This window comes from Nicoletella semolina (assembly GCF_004345745.1).
Classification (GTDB): Bacteria; Pseudomonadota; Gammaproteobacteria; order Enterobacterales; family Pasteurellaceae; genus Nicoletella; species Nicoletella semolina.
Genome location: NZ_SLXJ01000018.1, coordinates 1 through 16,336, shown reverse-complemented (window position 1 = coordinate 16,336; position 16,336 = coordinate 1). Strand labels below are relative to the sequence as shown.

General features: G+C 40.9%; 17 protein-coding genes. 11 read left to right on the top strand and 6 right to left on the bottom strand.

Features of this window, described 5'->3' with window-relative positions:
• Nucleotides 1–62: 62 nt before the first annotated feature.
• The 3 genes from oxyR to EV693_RS09140 are packed head-to-tail and all read left to right on the top strand — an operon-like array spanning nt 63 to nt 2,097.
• Nucleotides 63–956 carry a DNA-binding transcriptional regulator OxyR gene (gene oxyR / locus EV693_RS09150; RefSeq protein ID WP_132502063.1) on the top strand — a complete coding sequence of 298 codons (894 nt, stop codon included), beginning with the start codon at nt 63–65 and terminating at the stop codon, nt 954–956.
• Nucleotides 953–1,582: an HTH-type transcriptional repressor FabR gene (gene fabR / locus EV693_RS09145; protein WP_424991513.1), complete on the top strand. Its 630-nt coding sequence runs from the start codon at nt 953–955 to the stop codon at nt 1,580–1,582. Before oxyR ends, fabR begins: the two co-directional genes overlap by 4 nt.
• On the top strand, nt 1,582–2,097 hold the full coding sequence (locus EV693_RS09140) for a protein disulfide oxidoreductase (protein WP_132502061.1): 516 nt from the start codon (nt 1,582–1,584) through the stop codon (nt 2,095–2,097). The genes fabR and EV693_RS09140 overlap by 1 nt, the downstream gene beginning before the upstream one ends.
• A 113-nt stretch (nt 2,098–2,210) precedes the next feature.
• Here the strand turns inward: EV693_RS09140 and lolE are convergent, their stop codons facing one another.
• Both lolE and lolD read right to left on the bottom strand, forming a co-directional pair.
• Complete coding sequence (gene lolE / locus EV693_RS09135; protein WP_132502060.1) at nt 2,211–3,461, bottom strand: lipoprotein-releasing ABC transporter permease subunit LolE; 1,251 nt, start codon at nt 3,459–3,461, stop codon at nt 2,211–2,213.
• Nucleotides 3,458–4,147, bottom strand: a complete 690-nt coding sequence (gene lolD / locus EV693_RS09130; protein ID WP_132502059.1) for a lipoprotein-releasing ABC transporter ATP-binding protein LolD — start codon at nt 4,145–4,147, stop codon at nt 3,458–3,460. The genes lolE and lolD overlap by 4 nt, the downstream gene beginning before the upstream one ends.
• Nucleotides 4,148–4,319: 172 nt before the next feature.
• Here lolD and eno point away from each other — a divergent pair, with 172 nt between their 5' ends.
• Nucleotides 4,320–5,630, top strand: coding sequence for a phosphopyruvate hydratase (gene eno / locus EV693_RS09125; protein ID WP_132502058.1), 1,311 nt, complete (start codon nt 4,320–4,322; stop codon nt 5,628–5,630).
• A 70-nt stretch (nt 5,631–5,700) separates the two neighbouring features.
• On the opposite strand, the gene EV693_RS09120 is transcribed toward eno, so the two are convergent.
• Nucleotides 5,701–6,597: a DMT family transporter gene (locus tag EV693_RS09120; protein ID WP_132502057.1), complete on the bottom strand. Its 897-nt coding sequence runs from the start codon at nt 6,595–6,597 to the stop codon at nt 5,701–5,703.
• Between the two features lie 182 nt (nt 6,598–6,779).
• On the opposite strand from EV693_RS09120, the gene EV693_RS09115 reads away from it, so the two are divergent.
• The 5 genes from EV693_RS09115 to EV693_RS09095 are packed head-to-tail and all read left to right on the top strand — an operon-like array spanning nt 6,780 to nt 12,241.
• Nucleotides 6,780–8,345 carry an ABC transporter substrate-binding protein gene (locus tag EV693_RS09115; RefSeq protein WP_132502056.1) on the top strand — a complete coding sequence of 522 codons (1,566 nt, stop codon included), beginning with the start codon at nt 6,780–6,782 and terminating at the stop codon, nt 8,343–8,345.
• Between the two features lie 7 nt (nt 8,346–8,352).
• A complete protein-coding gene (locus EV693_RS09110) occupies nt 8,353–9,297 on the top strand; it encodes an ABC transporter permease (protein ID WP_132502055.1) in 945 nt (314 codons plus the stop codon).
• Nucleotides 9,294–10,079, top strand: coding sequence for an ABC transporter permease (locus tag EV693_RS09105; RefSeq protein ID WP_132502054.1), 786 nt, complete (start codon nt 9,294–9,296; stop codon nt 10,077–10,079). Before EV693_RS09110 ends, EV693_RS09105 begins: the two co-directional genes overlap by 4 nt.
• Nucleotides 10,079–11,512, top strand: coding sequence for an ABC transporter ATP-binding protein (locus EV693_RS09100; RefSeq protein WP_132502053.1), 1,434 nt, complete (start codon nt 10,079–10,081; stop codon nt 11,510–11,512). Before EV693_RS09105 ends, EV693_RS09100 begins: the two co-directional genes overlap by 1 nt.
• A 9-nt stretch (nt 11,513–11,521) precedes the next feature.
• Nucleotides 11,522–12,241, top strand: coding sequence for a YwiC-like family protein (locus EV693_RS09095; protein WP_132502052.1), 720 nt, complete (start codon nt 11,522–11,524; stop codon nt 12,239–12,241).
• Between the two features lie 96 nt (nt 12,242–12,337).
• Here the strand turns inward: EV693_RS09095 and znuA are convergent, their stop codons facing one another.
• The 3 genes from znuA to clpP form a co-directional block, all read right to left on the bottom strand.
• A complete protein-coding gene (gene znuA / locus EV693_RS09090; protein ID WP_132502051.1) occupies nt 12,338–13,270 on the bottom strand; it encodes a zinc ABC transporter substrate-binding protein ZnuA in 933 nt (310 codons plus the stop codon).
• Nucleotides 13,271–13,439: 169 nt separating this feature from the next.
• The gene (clpX, locus tag EV693_RS09085; RefSeq protein WP_132502050.1) at nt 13,440–14,693 is read right to left on the bottom strand and encodes an ATP-dependent protease ATP-binding subunit ClpX; all 1,254 of its coding nucleotides are present in this window, start codon (nt 14,691–14,693) and stop codon (nt 13,440–13,442) included.
• Nucleotides 14,693–15,283, bottom strand: coding sequence for an ATP-dependent Clp endopeptidase proteolytic subunit ClpP (clpP, locus tag EV693_RS09080; RefSeq protein ID WP_132502049.1), 591 nt, complete (start codon nt 15,281–15,283; stop codon nt 14,693–14,695). The genes clpX and clpP overlap by 1 nt, the downstream gene beginning before the upstream one ends.
• Before the next feature lie 102 nt (nt 15,284–15,385).
• Between clpP and EV693_RS09075 the strand changes: the two genes are divergently transcribed.
• On the top strand, nt 15,386–15,781 hold the full coding sequence (locus tag EV693_RS09075) for a SufE family protein (protein ID WP_132502048.1): 396 nt from the start codon (nt 15,386–15,388) through the stop codon (nt 15,779–15,781).
• The gene (locus tag EV693_RS09070; RefSeq protein WP_132502047.1) at nt 15,778–16,206 is read left to right on the top strand and encodes a PaaI family thioesterase; all 429 of its coding nucleotides are present in this window, start codon (nt 15,778–15,780) and stop codon (nt 16,204–16,206) included. The genes EV693_RS09075 and EV693_RS09070 overlap by 4 nt, the downstream gene beginning before the upstream one ends.
• Nucleotides 16,207–16,336 lie beyond the last annotated feature (130 nt).

Genomic DNA, 16,336 nt, shown 5'->3' with positions numbered 1-16,336 from the left:
TATTCATTTTACACTTAATTATGCCATAATTCAGCATATCAATTCATTGAGAGAGACATAAAATGAACATTCGTGATTTAGAGTATCTCATTGCCCTTTCTGAAGTAAAACATTTTCGTAAGGCTGCTGATATGTGTAATGTTAGTCAGCCTACATTGAGTGGGCAGATTCGTAAATTAGAAGATGAACTTGGCACAATTTTACTAGAGCGGACAAGTAGAAAAGTTTTATTTACTCAAGCAGGGTTAATTTTAGTTGAACAAGCCAAATCAATACTTCGAGAGGTAAAAATTCTTAGAGAAATGGCAAGCAATCAAAGGCGAGAAATGTCTGGCCCTATTCATATTGGCATGATTCCTACGCTAGGTCCTTACCTTTCTCCATTAATTTTACCTGCATTAAAGCAACGTTTTCCTGAATTAGATCTATATATTTATGAATTACATACTGCACAGTTAGTTGAACAGCTTGAATCAGGGCAGATTGATTGTGCTATTCTTTCTTTCGGCAACGAAAGCTCGCCGTTTATTGAATTGCCGATTTTCCACGAAAAGATTCTGTTGGCAGTCTCTCATCAACATTTTTGGGCAAATGAGCGTTCGATGAATTTACAACATTTGCGTGATCAGGAAATGTTGATGCTTGATGATGCACATTGCTTGAAAACAAAAACAATGGATTTTTGTCTCTCCGTTGGTGCAAAGGAGAACAAACATTTTAAAGCAAATAGTCTAGAAACACTGCGTAATATGGTTGCGGCGAATGCAGGAATTGCCTTTATTCCTGAATTAGCCTCTCGTTTACCTTGCTGTAATGAAAATATTAAATATCTCCCCTTTTGTGATCCAACTCCCTATCGGGAGATAGGGCTGATTTATCGTCCAGGTTCTCCATTGCGTTTTCGTTATGAGCAATTGGCTAAGGAGATAAAAGTATTGATGGATAGGAAAATATGATGAGTGGTATTAGAGCGGTTCAAAAAGAAAAAACTCGTCGTGCTTTAGTTGATGCTGCATTTAATCAACTTAGTGCAGAAAAAAGTTTTTCTAACTTGAGCTTACGAGAAGTGGCACGGGAGGCAGGCATTGCACCAACATCATTTTACCGCCATTTTAAGGATATGGACGAACTTGGACTGGCAATGGTTGATGAATCGGGTGTTACCTTGCGTCAGCTAATGCGTCAGGCTCGTAAACGTTTAGAGAAAGGCGGAAGTGTTGTTGCTATTTCGGTGGATACTTTTTTTGAATTTATTGAAGATCGCCCAAATATGTTCCGATTGCTATTGCGTGAAAGTTCTGGTACTTCACAAGCATTCCGTACGGCAACATCACGAGAAATTCAGCATTTTGTTGCAGAGCTTGCTGAATATATTCAACTTCGCAATCTAAATATAACCAGAGAACTGGCGTATATTGAATCAGAAGGATTGGTCACATTAGTCTTCACGGCAGGCTCTCACGCTTTGGATATGAATACAATAGAACGCCAACATCTTAAGCAGCGAGTGATTGCACAATTAAGAATGTTAGCTCGTGGTGCGAATTTTTACGCACAGCTACAACACAACAAGGAATTATAATGAGAACAACGCAAACACTATTTAATTTTTTAAAAAATATTGTTTTGATGGGAGGCTTATTTATTATTTTAAGCATTGTGGTTGATTGGTATCGTAAACCGACTGCTCCTATAGAATTCTCACAACAAGTTTTATACGATACACAAGTACAACCAAAGGTATTAGCACAAATGAGCTATGATAAACCAATGTTACTCTATTTTTGGGGAAGCTGGTGTAGTTTTTGCAAATATACTTCACCAAGTATTCAACAGTTAGCCAAAGAGGGAGTACCAGTGCTGGCTGTTGCTTTAAAATCAGGTTCGGTAGAAGATGTAAACCATTATTTAGCACAAGAGAATTACGATTTTACAACCATAAATGATCCTACAGGTGCATTTAGCAAAGAATGGGATATTCAAGCTACCCCAACGATTCTCATCATTAAAGATGGCAAAATCATCAATCACACTACGGGCTTAACAAGCCTCTGGGGATTAAAAATCCGCCTTTGGCTAGCGGATATCATGGGATAGCCTATTTTAAACATTTTCCCCTACTCTCTTATTAGCAAATCTCCCTTCAAGATCTAAAAAGGGAAAATTTGGAAAAAGTGATAGGGAAAATAACTTTATTTAAAACCTTCTCTTTAACGCCCACTCAAAACTTTAGCTGGCTCAAGTTTCGAGGCTCGTATAGCTGGATAGAGGCTAGCAGCAAGACTGAGAACAATGGTCGCCAATAATACCCAAACAATATCTAACCAATGAAGTTCACTCGGTAAAAAATCAATAAAATAGATACCGCCTGACAGCAATTTTATCGCAAAAAATTGCTCTATAGCACGAATAATTGTCGTTAAATTTAATGCCATCAGCACACCGAGCAAAATGCCCAAAATTGCCCCTTTCAATCCTGAGAGTAATCCGTACCAAAGGAAAATCTGCTGAATAAAACGATTATTTGCTCCAAGTGTTCGCAAAATAGCAATGTCACCTTGTTTGTCTTTCACCGCCATCACGAGTGTCGAAATAATATTGAAACAAGCTACCCCAATCACTAACACCATTGCGATATACATCACTGTACGGATCAGTTGAATATCGTTATACATATAGCCAAACTTATCTATCCACGTTTGTAAATAAAGTGGCTGTGGATAATCACGAAACTGTTCAAATCTCAATTGGCGAATCGCAAACGGCTGCGACACTGCAAGTTCTATACCTGACACTTCATTTTTCTGATAACCTAGCAACGCTTGTGCAGCATGCAGCGGAAGCAAGGCATAGCTATGATCTAACTGTCCATCGAGGCGTAAAATGCCTGTTACTTGAATAGCTGAACGTAACGGCTGAGCAAGTTTTCCCTCTTCTGTTGGCTGTGGGATCAATAGCGTTACTTCATCGCCCTCCTCAATCTGTAAATCTCGGGCAATGCCTGCTCCGAGAATCATTCCGCCTTCCTGATGAAAACGCCGCCATTGGGAGGGGGCAATATAGTGGCTTAGCTGGCTGACTTGATCCAACTTCACTGCGTCCACGCCTCGAATTTGAGCAATTTTCAGTGTTGAACCTTTTTCAATCAGTCCTGTAAACCTCACAAAAGGTGAACTGGCGGTTACTTCTGGCGATTTTTTTGCAAGCCTCTCTAGCTGCTCACCTTGAAAAATCTTACTTCCCCCTACTCTATCGTAAGCGGTAATTTCAGCGTGTGGCACAACGGATAGCACACGCTGGTTAAGCTCTCTCTCAAAGCCATTCATTGCACTTAACCCAATGATCAACACCGCCACCCCTAGTGCAATCCCCACTGTGGAAAAAAGCGCAATTAATGAGACTAAACGATTTTTTTGTTTACCTCGTTGGTAACGCCAGCTAAGAAAAAAGGCTGAATTCATTGGCATTCCTCGCTCAATACGCCATCACGCATTAAATAACTACGGTGGAGCTTTTTAGCCAGATGGAGATCGTGTGTAACCAGCAGGAACGCTGTCTGTTGCTCTTTGTTGAGTTGTTGGATCAAGTCAAAAATACTTTCAGTCGTTTTTTGATCGAGATTGCCAGTTGGTTCATCGGCTAATACCAATTCAGGATTATTCACTAATGCTCGTGCAATGGCGACACGCTGACGCTCTCCCCCTGACAGAGCTGAGGGACGATGTGCAATTCGATGCCCCAATCCGACCGCTTGTAACATCTTTTCTGCTCTATCTTTTGCTTCCGTGCGGTTTTGCTGTCCGATTAATAACGGCATCATCACATTTTCAATCGCACTAAAATCTGCCATCAAATGATGAAACTGATAAACAAAACCTAAATATTGATTTCTTAATTTGGCTAACGCATTGCGGCTAAGATGCTGAAGCGATTGCCCCTTAATAAACACCTCTCCTCCAGTAGGCTGATCTAGTCCACCTAAGGTATGTAACAAGGTACTTTTCCCTGACCCTGAGCTGCCAACAATTGCCACTAATTCACCGCTATCTATCGTCAGTGAAACATTTTTTAATACCTCGGTAATATGGCTATCTTCTTGATAAAATTTACTAATGTTACAACAGCGTAAAAGTACTTCTAGTTGCATAAGTCTCTCTCATTGAAAAATTCGGTGTAATTTGTCAAAAATTATTCATTAAAATCAAATTTCATTTTGCTTTTGTTAAGTATGGCATTTTTTTGCAAGACAAAATAGCAAAATCCCTTTACTATATACAGGTTTTTTCACATTAACTCTCAAAATTAAGAGGACATAAAAAATGGCAAAAATCGTTAAAGTACTTGGTCGTGAAATCATCGACTCTCGTGGTAATCCAACCGTTGAAGCAGAAGTGCATTTAGACGGTGGCTTTGTGGGTTTAGCCGCTGCTCCATCTGGTGCTTCGACAGGGTCTCGTGAAGCGTTAGAATTGCGTGATGGCGATAAATCACGTTTCTTAGGAAAAGGCGTATTAAAAGCGGTTTCTGCGGTAAACAATGAAATTGCTCAAGCATTAATCGGCAAAGAGGGTTCAAACCAAGCAGAAATCGACCAAATTATGATTGATTTAGATGGGACTGAAAATAAATCTAAATTTGGTGCAAATGCAATCTTAGCCGTCTCTCTAGCAACAGCGAAAGCTGCTGCAGCCTCAAAAGGTTTACCTCTTTATGCTCACATCGCTGAGTTAAATGGCACACCAGGTGTCTATTCTATGCCATTGCCAATGATGAATATCATCAATGGCGGCGAACACGCTGATAACAATGTAGATATTCAAGAATTTATGATTCAACCTGTTGGGGCAAGCACATTAAAAGAAGCACTTCGCATTGGTGCAGAAGTGTTCCACAATCTTGCAAAAGTATTAAAAGCAAAAGGCTTAAATACCGCTGTGGGTGATGAAGGTGGTTTTGCACCAAACCTTGCATCAAACGCAGATGCTTTGGCGTGTATTAAAGAAGCAGTTGAAAAAGCAGGTTATGAATTAGGTAAAGACGTCACACTTGCAATGGACTGTGCCTCTTCTGAATTCTACGACAAAGAACGTAATGTATATGATATGAAAGGTGAAGGAAAAGTTTTCACTTCACAAGAATTTACTCACTACCTAGAAGGTTTGTGTAAAGAATACCCTATTGTCTCTATTGAAGATGGTCAAGATGAATCTGACTGGGACGGCTTTGCTTACCAAACTAAGGTATTAGGTGATAAAGTTCAATTAGTTGGTGATGACCTATTTGTAACCAATACAAAAATCTTAGATCGTGGTATCAAAAACGGTATTGCAAACTCAATTTTAATCAAATTCAACCAAATTGGTTCATTAACTGAAACACTGGCTGCGATTAAAATGGCAAAAGATGCAGGTTATACCGCCGTTATCTCACATCGTTCAGGTGAAACAGAAGATGCAACGATTGCAGATCTAGCAGTGGGTACAGCCGCAGGACAAATCAAAACAGGTTCAATGAGCCGTTCAGATCGTGTTGCGAAATATAACCAATTGATCCGTATCGAAGAAGCACTGGCAGCAGCAGGTACACCAGCACCATTTAATGGACGTAAAGAGATCAAAGGTCAAGCATAAACGTAAGTGCTTTACAAAAACAGTCACAAAAGCCAGCATAAGCTGGCTTTTTATGAAATCTAAAGCCGAATTATGCCTCTGTTCTTTTCAATGAAATAACACAGCCAATAATGACGATGATGGCTCCGATCGCTTGGTAAAAATTGATGGTTTCGCCCAGCGTAAAATAGCCTGTTATAGCGGTAGAAAGCGGGACGATGAGTTGTAGTAGGTTAAATATCACCACGCCTTGTTTTTGTACGATATAAAAGGCGAATAACATACCTGTCAGCATTCCATATATTCCTGCAAAAATCAGTCCAAGCAATAAACCTATATTCACATCAGCTAAAGCATAAATTTGCCCCGAATGGCTGGCAAAGCCGAGGTAAATTAAGCCAGATAGGGTAGCGGTTGAAGCACTGATGACGATCACATTAAGTTGTTTAGCCACTTTTTTCACCACGAGATTTTGTATGGACTGAATAAAAATAGCGATACTCAAAAACGCTGCTCCCAGCATAAAATCGTTGCCGTCAGTGGCTTTATTGCCGTAAACCACAAAGGCTAGAGAGCCGAATATCGCTAGTAGGCTACCAATATAAAAATGTTTCTGCTTCGCTCTTGCTCGCTCATCTTTAAAGAAAATTGCCGCCATCATAATGGCTAAAGGCATCGCTAGAATGCCAAAAATACTGCCAGCCAGTGCGGAGGTGTATTTTAAGCCGTTAATAAAGAAATACATATTGCCTGTCATAAATAATGCTAATACTAGTAGATACATGACAAGACGAGGGTTGGTAATGATTTTTTTGACTTCGCTTTTATATTTTATTAAGCAAATGAGTACAAACAGCAAGCCACCAGAGATAAACCGCACGGCGTTATTGGTTAAGGTTTCAAAATGAATGCTCATAAAACGCATAATCGGAAAGCCAATCCCTATCAATATAATATAGGAAAGCCGCACTAAATTTTCATTGCTCATCACGCACCTCGCTGGGGAAAGTAGATGTATATAAATTATACAAATCGTAACACAAAACGCTAGGGGAGCGGTCTATTTTCACTAAATTTTTGCATAAAATACATTTTCCACTATTTTTATATGGCTTTTATGGCAAAATATATGCGTTTAAAAATCAGTATTATTTACTTAGCGGAGAAAGAATGAAAAAAGTATTTTTAGCATTAATTTTAGCAGCGGTTGTCGGTGGAGTGTACTACGCTTCCTCTTCTTCATCAACAGGGGAAAAAATGGCGACAAAAGCACCTGTCGAAAACGCACTTTCCACAGTAACGGTTGTTGCACCTTGGGAAATGACGAGCTTAAACCCAAATCAGACAGGGGTGATTTTTCAGCGTATGAATATTGCTGAGACATTGGTAGAAGCAAATTTACAGGGCGAACTTGTACCAAATTTAGCCACTTCTTGGGAAAGCAATGCAGAGGGTTCAATATGGCGATTTACGCTGCAATCGGGAGTCATATTCCATAATCATCAGCCATTAACCGCCGCTGCAGTCGCAAATAGTTTAAATATTGCGTTAGCCAAACCAGGTATTTTACAAAAAGCCTTTATTAAGCAAATTCGTGCGATCAATGATTCGCAAGTCGAAATTGAATTAACCAAACCTTTTATCCCTTTTCCAAGTTTTTTGACTCATTACACGACATTGATTTTAGCACCAGAAGCCTATAATCAGCAGGGAGAAGTTACCAGTCTTATTGGTACAGGGCGATTTAAAGCGACCAAAATAGAAGCACCACAAAAATTAGAAACCGTGCGTTTTGAAGATTATTGGGGAACAAAACCGCAGCTTATGCATGCGAATTATTTGTCCAGTGGTCGCAGCGAGAGCAGAATGTTAATGGCACAAAGTGATCCGACAGCCTTGGTATTTAATCTTGATCCTGCCAGTATTGAACGAGTAAAAACGGATCCAAATTTAACGCTCACCAGCGGCGCAATTGCTCGTACTATTCAATTGAAAATGGACGTGGCGAAACCTTTTTTCAAGGATTTAGCGATCCGTAAAGCACTTAGCCAAGCGATTAATCGCCGTGCAATTGCTGAGTCGGTGCTTAAAATTGACAGTGGTATCGCCGATCAAATTTTGCCAAAAGCATTCGCAGAGTGGCGGATTGATGCACTTGAGCAGATGAATGATATTGCAAAAATTAAAGCCGATTTGACCGCTTCAGGTTATCAGTACAATGCCGAGGGGCATTTAGTTGATCAGCAGGGCAATCCCTTTAGCTTTACCTTAAGAACCTATTCAGATCGCCCAGAATTGCCAATTATTGCCACTATTTTACAAGCACAGTGGAAACAAATTGGTATAGACGTGAATGTTTCAATTGGGAATTTCAGCGAAATCCCAGCAGGGCATCAAGATGGCTCACTGGAAATGGCACTTTATGCCTACAATTACGGTAAAACCCTCGATCCATTTGGGGTGATTGTGCAAGATTATGCTAAAAATGGCAGTGACTGGGGCGTAATGAATTGGCAAAACTCAATATTAGATAACGCTTTAGTACAACTTGAAACGGAGCAAGATGCACAAAAAGTGAAACAACTCAAACAAACGGTCAGCCGAATTATTTACGATGAATTACCTATTATTCCAGTGGTGTACTATCAACAAAATGTCGTCTCTCATAAACATATTAAGAATGTTACCTTAGATCCATTTGAAAGACGCTTTTTCTTAGAAAAATTAACCCAATAGGATAATTATGTTGGAGATTTTAATAAGACGTGCTTTTCAGCTTTTGCTGGTTATTTGGTCGGTCGGTACACTGACTTTTGTGATCACTCGTCAGCTTTCTGGCGATATGGCATATCGGATTGCCGCTAGCCGCTATGGCTATGATATGGCAGATAGTGCTGCGGCTGAAGCGGTACGAGCTGAATTAGGCTTGGATCAACCTTGGTGGCATAGCTATAGTAACTGGTTATGGGATCTCGTCCAATTTAATCTGGGCAAATCATTGGTAACAGGAGAGACGGTTTGGCACGAAATTCACCATCAGCTAGGTCATACATTCAATCTTGCTCTAGTGGCATTACTTCTCGCTTTATTGATTGGTCCCCTACTAGGTATCTTAGCGGCTTGTAAACCTAATGGGGTATTTGACCGCCTAAGTTTGGCATTGAGTAGCTTATTACGCTCTGTGCCTGCTTTTATTATTGCAATTGGATTAATTACCCTATTCGCTGTCCAACTCCGCTGGCTCCCTGCTGGTGGCTATGGTCGGTGGGAGCATTTTATTCTTCCTGCACTCACACTTGCATTGGGCTTAAGTGCGGTTTCAATGCGAGTTACTCGTCAAGCAATGGTGCAAGTAATGCAATCGGATTACTACCAATTTGCCCGTTTTAAAGGGCTAAATCGCTGGCAAGTTTTTTATCGCCACGGACTGCGTAATATTGCCGTACCTGTGATTGCCTATCACGCAGTGCAGTTGGTTTATCTGATCGAGGGGGTGGTGATTGTCGAAACGCTATTTTCTTGGCCAGGTAGCGGACACGCACTGGTACACGCGATTATTGCACGTGATGTTCCGATGATTCAAGGTACAGCGTTGGTGATGGGCGGTTTATTTGTGGTGTTGAACATCGTAGCGGATTTATTGAATGCGTGGATTGACCCTCGTATTCGTCAGGGAGAATTAAAATGATGCGATTCACTTTTGGGCAATATTGTGGTGCATTGTTGCTCACATTGATACTTGGGTTTGCTTGGCTACAACCTTATTTTTACCCAATGGATATTGGTATGCAAGACTTGAACAACATTCTTTCCCCTGCTGATAAAATAAGCTGGTTTGGCACAGACCACCTTGGACGAGATATGTTCGCTCGCCTTGCTGCCGCTATTCGTTTATCGTTTAGTTTATCGTTATTAAGTGTTATGTGTGCTTTGCTGGCAGGCTTACTCTTTGGGATTTTGGCTGGGCTATTTGGTGGTTGGTACGATCGCATTCTCAGTTTTGTGTGTGATACCGTGATGGCATTACCAGGGTTATTACTGATTTTACTTTTTGCCGCTTTATCACCTGGGTCGTTTTGGGCATTATATTTAGGTATTAGCTTGGTAATGTGGGTAGAATTTTTCCGTGTCACACGTGCCATTACTCGAACACTGGCAACGAGCAGCGAACTGGAAGCCTCTCGCCTAATGGGCATGCCACTCTTTTATTGTATTAAACGGCATCTACTGCCACGCTTACTCCCAATTATCACCACCTTGATGGCATTTTCGATTGCAAATGCTATCCTTGCTTTAACCACTCTCGGTTTTATCAATGTGGGCTTGCGTCCGCCAACAGCAGAATTAGGCTTAATGATGACTGAACTATTCCCCTACTACTATCAAGCACCGCTAATCTTTTTACAACCTGTACTGGCTGTCTTTTTGTTAGTATTGAGCTTACAACTTCTTTCAGGGAGAGTGAAATAATGGCGTTACTACGTATTTCGCATTTAAGTGTGACGACACAAACAGGCTCAATATTGGTTGAACCAATTTCATTTTGTATTAATGCAGGTAAAAATATCACGATTCTAGGTGAAACAGGATCAGGCAAAAGCCTACTGATTCAGGCGATAATGGGGGCATTGCCCCAATCACTGACAGCAAGCGGTGAAATTTGGGTGGAAAATTGCAATATTTCGCCACTTTCTGATCGCTTGTCGGATAAAGAATCTTGTCCCCCGTCATCTGTATGGGGCAAAAGGTTGATGATGTTACCGCAAGAGCCTAGACGTTCACTGAGTCCGCTGATGTCGATGGATAACCAACTGTGGGAAAGTTTCCATTTCACTGCTCAACAATCCAAACAGGCAGCGGAAGATAATACTCAAGCAACGCTAGCCGAATTGGGATTGGCAAACACAGAATCTAGCTATCCTCACCAGCTATCAGGCGGAATGGCACAGCGTGCCGCCTTTGCGATTGCAACTGCCGCAGGAGCAAATATTTTACTCGCCGATGAACCCACCAAGGGGCTTGACTCAGCGAATAAGCAAAATGTGATAAACCTACTTAAACAGGTTTATCAGCAAGGCGGTTGCCTGCTTACCATCACTCACGATATTGATGTTGCGACACAATTAGGTGGGACGATTTTCGTGATGAAAGAGGGCAAGCTGCTCGAACAAGGCAAGGCGGCATCACTACTCTCCCAGCCACAGCACCCTTACACACAAGCACTCATTGCCGCACACCCTAAAAACTGGCAGCCGCTGCAGAAAAAAAACGCCGATCGACCGCTTGTCTCCGTGAAGAATTTGGCGGTTGTCCGTAGTGAACGTTTACTATTTCAAGATCTCTCGTTTGATTTACATTCGGGTGAAATATTAGGGATTGTCGGAGAAAGTGGGATTGGTAAAAGTACGCTGGCTGATGTCTTGTGTGGCTTGCTTAAACCGTGTTCGGGAGAGGTTATTTGGCATTCTACGGCACATAAAAAACATCAAGTGCTAAAATTGTACCAAGATCCACCTGAAGCCTTTGCACCAAACGTATCGCTGCAAACATTACTTGATGATGTGATTGTCTATCATCGCCTTGATCGCCTTCGCCTCCCTTACTTGTTACAACAATTAGGGCTTTCTGCTGATCTGCTTGTTCGACACGCAAATAGTGTCTCAGGCGGTGAGTTACAACGAGTGGCTATCTTGCGTGCGTTATTGCTAGAACCTGTTTTACTGTTTGCCGATGAAGTCACCTCAAGACTTGATCCGATTACACAGCAAGAAACCATTCAGCTACTGGTTGAGCAGTGTCGTAGTCGTGAATGTGGATTAATCATTGTGAGTCATGACCCCAATTTGATTGCCCATTGTTGTGATAAAGTGATTAACCTTGAACAATATCGAGTGATGAAATAGGAGTACGCTATGCTGAAAGACAAACCTGTTCTGTCAAACCAACACGGTGCCTTGGTGATGGCTTTTGTGCCTTATTTGTACGGTATTTTTGCCAGCCATTTCACCTTATCTCACCTTTGGCTTGGGTTGTCTTGGCTATTTTTATATTTGTGTTCGTACCCTTTTTTATCTTTATTCAGTAAGAAAAATAGACAAAAATACCAAAAATGGACATTGATTTACGGCATAATTAGTCTGTTTTTTGCTCTGCCATTACTTTGGCAACAGCCAAAAATTTTGCAATTTCTCGTGCCATTCTTACCGCTTGTCTGGGTACAGATTCACTATGCTAAACTAAGAAACGAACGGCATTTATGCAATGATATTGCAGGTATTCTTATTTTCGGTATTGTCGGAATGGCAAGCTATTATCTCGCCACCGAACGTTATAATCTTGCCATACTCCTCCACCCCACACTCTTTTTTATTGCTACTACGCTCTACATTAAAAGCGTTGCCCGTGAGCGAAAAAATCCACGTTATAAACAGCTCAGTCTGCTATCGCATTTACTATTAGGACTTATCTATCTTGGGTACGGACAGATAGGTATGACGGTTGCCTATCTTGTCGGATTAATCCGAGCGATTGTCATTCCAAAGCAAAAATGGACAATTAAACAAGTTGGAATGCTAGAATTTGCAGTTACGCTCGTGTTGTTGGTTGGGTTGGCTTGTAGTGTGGTTTTTTAGAGAGAATGTAATATTCTTTAATGAAAAAAATATCCCAAGATCAGAATATATGTCCTCGCAAACCATAATTCGGATCTTGGGATTTTTATAGGTGGTTTATTGAGTCAAACACTGACCAAAACTATCCGCCAATGACTGTAAAAATTCAGGGTAAGCGGTTGAACTGAGTTCAATTTTTGCACCAAGAGGATCTAATTGGCTCACATTGATTCCAGTATTTTTACTTAAACTTTCAACAACTTTAGGGGTAAATTGTGGCTCAGTAAATAGGCATTTTGCTGCATTTTTTTCCACATCTTTTTTGATTTTTTGCAAAGTTTTTGCCCCTGGTGCGATACTTGGGTTAATTGTAAACGAACCTAATGAAGTCAAATTATAGCTCTTTTCAAAATAGCCATAAGCATCGTGGAAAGTGTAGTAGCCTTTACCCTGAGCAGGTTGGAGCTGTTGAGCAATTTCTGCATTTTTAGCATTTAAGTTTGCCTTAAATGTCGCTAGATTCTCTGCAATTTTGGCTTTTTGGTGTGGGAGCTGCTGACTTAAACGTGCTGCGATTTGCTCTGCAATAATTTCACTGGCCTGTGGAGAAAGCCAAATATGCCAATTTTCATCATGGTGATGATCGTGGCTATGCTCGTGACTGTGTTTATGTTCATGGTGAGCGTGTTTCTTTTCCTTGAGTTCAGCCTGTTCTTCTGCGTGTTCGACCAATTCCTCAATTGCAGGGACATCTTCAAGGGTTAATACTTTTTCTTTTGGCAGCTTATCAATGCTTTTTTCAAGAAATGTTTCCATTTCCTCGCCAATCCATACCACGAGTTCTGCAGAATTGAGTTTTTGAATATCTGAAGGCTTTAGACTGTAATCGTGTGGGGAGGCGGATACTGGTAATAACACTTCCGTTTGAGTTACACCGTCTGTAATAGCACTAGCGATAAACCCGAGTGGTTTGACGGTGGTTAAAACATTCGCTTGGGCGGTAGCGATAACAGAAAGTAAAGCAAGTGATATAGTACTTTTTCGTAACATTTTAGCATTCCTTATTTGGCTGATTAATCAAGCGGTCAAATTATAGCAATAAATTACATAAAATCCCATAAATTTAATATGGGATTAAATATAATAAATTGAATAGGAAACTCAAAGAGGTCTATAGCGAATAAAATATTGCAAAAAGAGAACGCTATTATTTCTCCCTCTACTCTATTTTCGGCTTATCGCCTTTCTCAATACAGCCTTTGCCAATGGTTACTTTTTTGGCGTTAAGGCTTGGTAGGTCATACATGGTATCCAGTAACAGCTGTTCAACCAATGCACGCAATCCCCTTGCTCCCGTTTTGCGGGCAATCGCTTTTTGTGCAAGAGCGAGTAGGGCATCTTTGGTAAATTTCAACTCCACGCCTTCCATTTGGAATAAACTTTGATACTGTTTGATAATCGCATTTTTCGGTTCAGTTAAGATCTGCACCAATGCTTCTTCATTCAGTTCAGACAATGGCGTAATCACAGGTAAACGTCCGATAAGTTCAGGGATTAAGCCAAATTTAATCAAATCTTCGGGTTCAACTTGCTTGAATAATTCGGTAAGGGCTTGCTTCTCTTTCTCTTGTTTAAGATCCGCTTTAAAGCCAATACCGCCTTGTTTACTGCTGCGAGATTCTACAATCTTATCTAGTCCGACAAATGCCCCACCACAAATAAAGAGAATTTTGGACGTATCCACAGGAATAGTTTCTTGATTAGGGTGTTTGCGTCCGCCTTTTGGATTGATGTTCGCCACCGTGCCTTCAATTAGCTTGAGTAACGCTTGTTGTACGCCCTCGCCCGAGACATCACGAGTAAGAGAGGGATTTTCTGATTTACGGGTGATTTTATCTATCTCATCAATGAAAATAATGCCACGCTCTGCTTGCTCTTTGTCAAAATCACAATTCATGAGTAACTTCTGAATAACATTTTCCACATCTTCGCCGACATAACCTGCTTGAGTGAGCGTGGTCGCATCAGCAATTGCAAATGGCACGTTCAAGCGGCGAGCCAATGATTCCGCTAATAGTGTCTTACCGCTCCCTGTCGGACCGATTAAGAGAATGTTACTTTTGCCCAGTTCTACACCCTTGCTCTCTTTATTTCCAGACAAAGCATTACGCAAGCGTTTATAATGATTGTAAACTGCAACAGAAAGCACCTTTTTAGCATAATCTTGCCCAATGACATAGTCATTCAGATGAGCGTGGATCTCGTGCGGTGTGGGGATATTTTCAAAAAAGCGTGCTTTTTCTTGTCCGTCAGATTGCTTTGCATCTAGCATTTGCTCATCGTGTAATAGTGCATAAGATTCTTCGATACATTCATTACAGATATGCCCTTCTTCCCCTTCAACGAGATGTTTTACTTCGTTTTCTCGTTTGCCACAAAAGCTGCAATGGGCATTTTTCTCTGAAGTGGTCATTATTTATCCCCTCTTTGTGTGATGACATCGTCAATCAGTCCATACTTTTTCGCATCATCAGCCGACATAAAATTGTCTCTGTCAGTATCTTTTTCCACTTTTTCAATCGGCTGTCCTGTATGCTCTGCCATACGTTGATTGAGGGTCTGTTTGATTTTCAAGATTTCCTGTGCGTGAATTTGAATATCAGACGCTTGTCCACGGAATCCGCCAAGCGGTTGGTGAATCATCACACGAGCGTGTGGTAGAGCAAAACGCTTGCCTTTTGCACCAGCAGATAACAAGAATGCCCCCATTGAACAAGCCTGTCCAACGCATAGCGTGCTAACATCAGGTTGAATAAAGTTCATTGTGTCATAGATTGCCATACCTGCAGTAACCACACCGCCAGGGGAATTGATATAAAGGTAAATATCTTTTTTAGGATCTTCTGCTTCTAAAAATAGCAGTTGTGCGATAATTAATTTCGCCATTTCATCTTCGACACCGCCGTTTAAAAAAATAATTCGTTCTTTCAGTAGGCGAGAGTAAATATCATAGGCACGTTCGCCTTTTGAGCTTTGCTCAACCACCATTGGGATAACAGCCATTTTTATTTTCCTTTGTAATGTATAAACACGGACAATTCTAGCAAAATTTAGAGATTGCATAAAGTCGCCAGCTCGTTACAATGCTGCTTTTTGGGAGGCATTATGCAATTAGAAGAGATGTATCAGCAATTTGCTCGTTGCAAAAATTGGGAAGAAAGATACCGCTTGCTAATTCAATTTAGTCGCCAACTACCAAAACCTAGTGAAGAGGAATTGGCACAATGGCAGGAAATTGAAGGCTGCGAAAGTCGATTATGGTTTGAATTTCAGCCTATACCACGCCAAGTAAAAGCCTACAGCGATGCACGCCTAATGCAAGGCATGCTTGCTGTTTTGATTGTTGCTCTCGAAGAACAAAGCCTAACTGCATTACAACATTTTGATATCCCCTCTTTTTTTGATAAATTACGAATGACAAACCATTTGAGCAGCACGAGACTCAATGGATTGAAGCAAATTCAAGCGATTGTACAGCAAAAATCACAAGGAAAAAGATGACAATTTGGAAACAAAAAGCAACCTGTGAGCAATTAAATATGCTCAGTCAAAAATCTGCGGTGTCTCATTTAGGGATTAAATTTACACAAATTGGTGAAGACTGGATTGAAGCACAACTTACCGTAGATGAACGGACGCAACAACCATTTGGCGTATTACACGGCGGCGTATCGGCTGCACTCGCAGAAACCGTAGCGAATGCAGGGGCATTACTGGTTTGCGAGCCACATCAAATTGCGGTCGGAATGGAGTTAAATATTAGCCATCTTAAGGCAATTAAAGCAGGGGAAAGGGCAACTGCTCGAGCTTACTTACTGAAAGCAGGACAAGATGTGCAAGTCTGGCAAGTGGAGACAAAAAACGAGCAAGGTGTGCTTTGTGCCGTTGCTCGTCTTTCTACCAAAACGTTAGATAAGCGTGAATAAATTGATTTTAAATTTGGAATTTAGTACGATTATCCACGTTTGTATTTTAAATCTAGACAAAGAGGAGCTGTAGAATATGCAATCAAGCAATCAAGCAATCAAGCAATCAAGCAATCAAGCAATCAAGCAA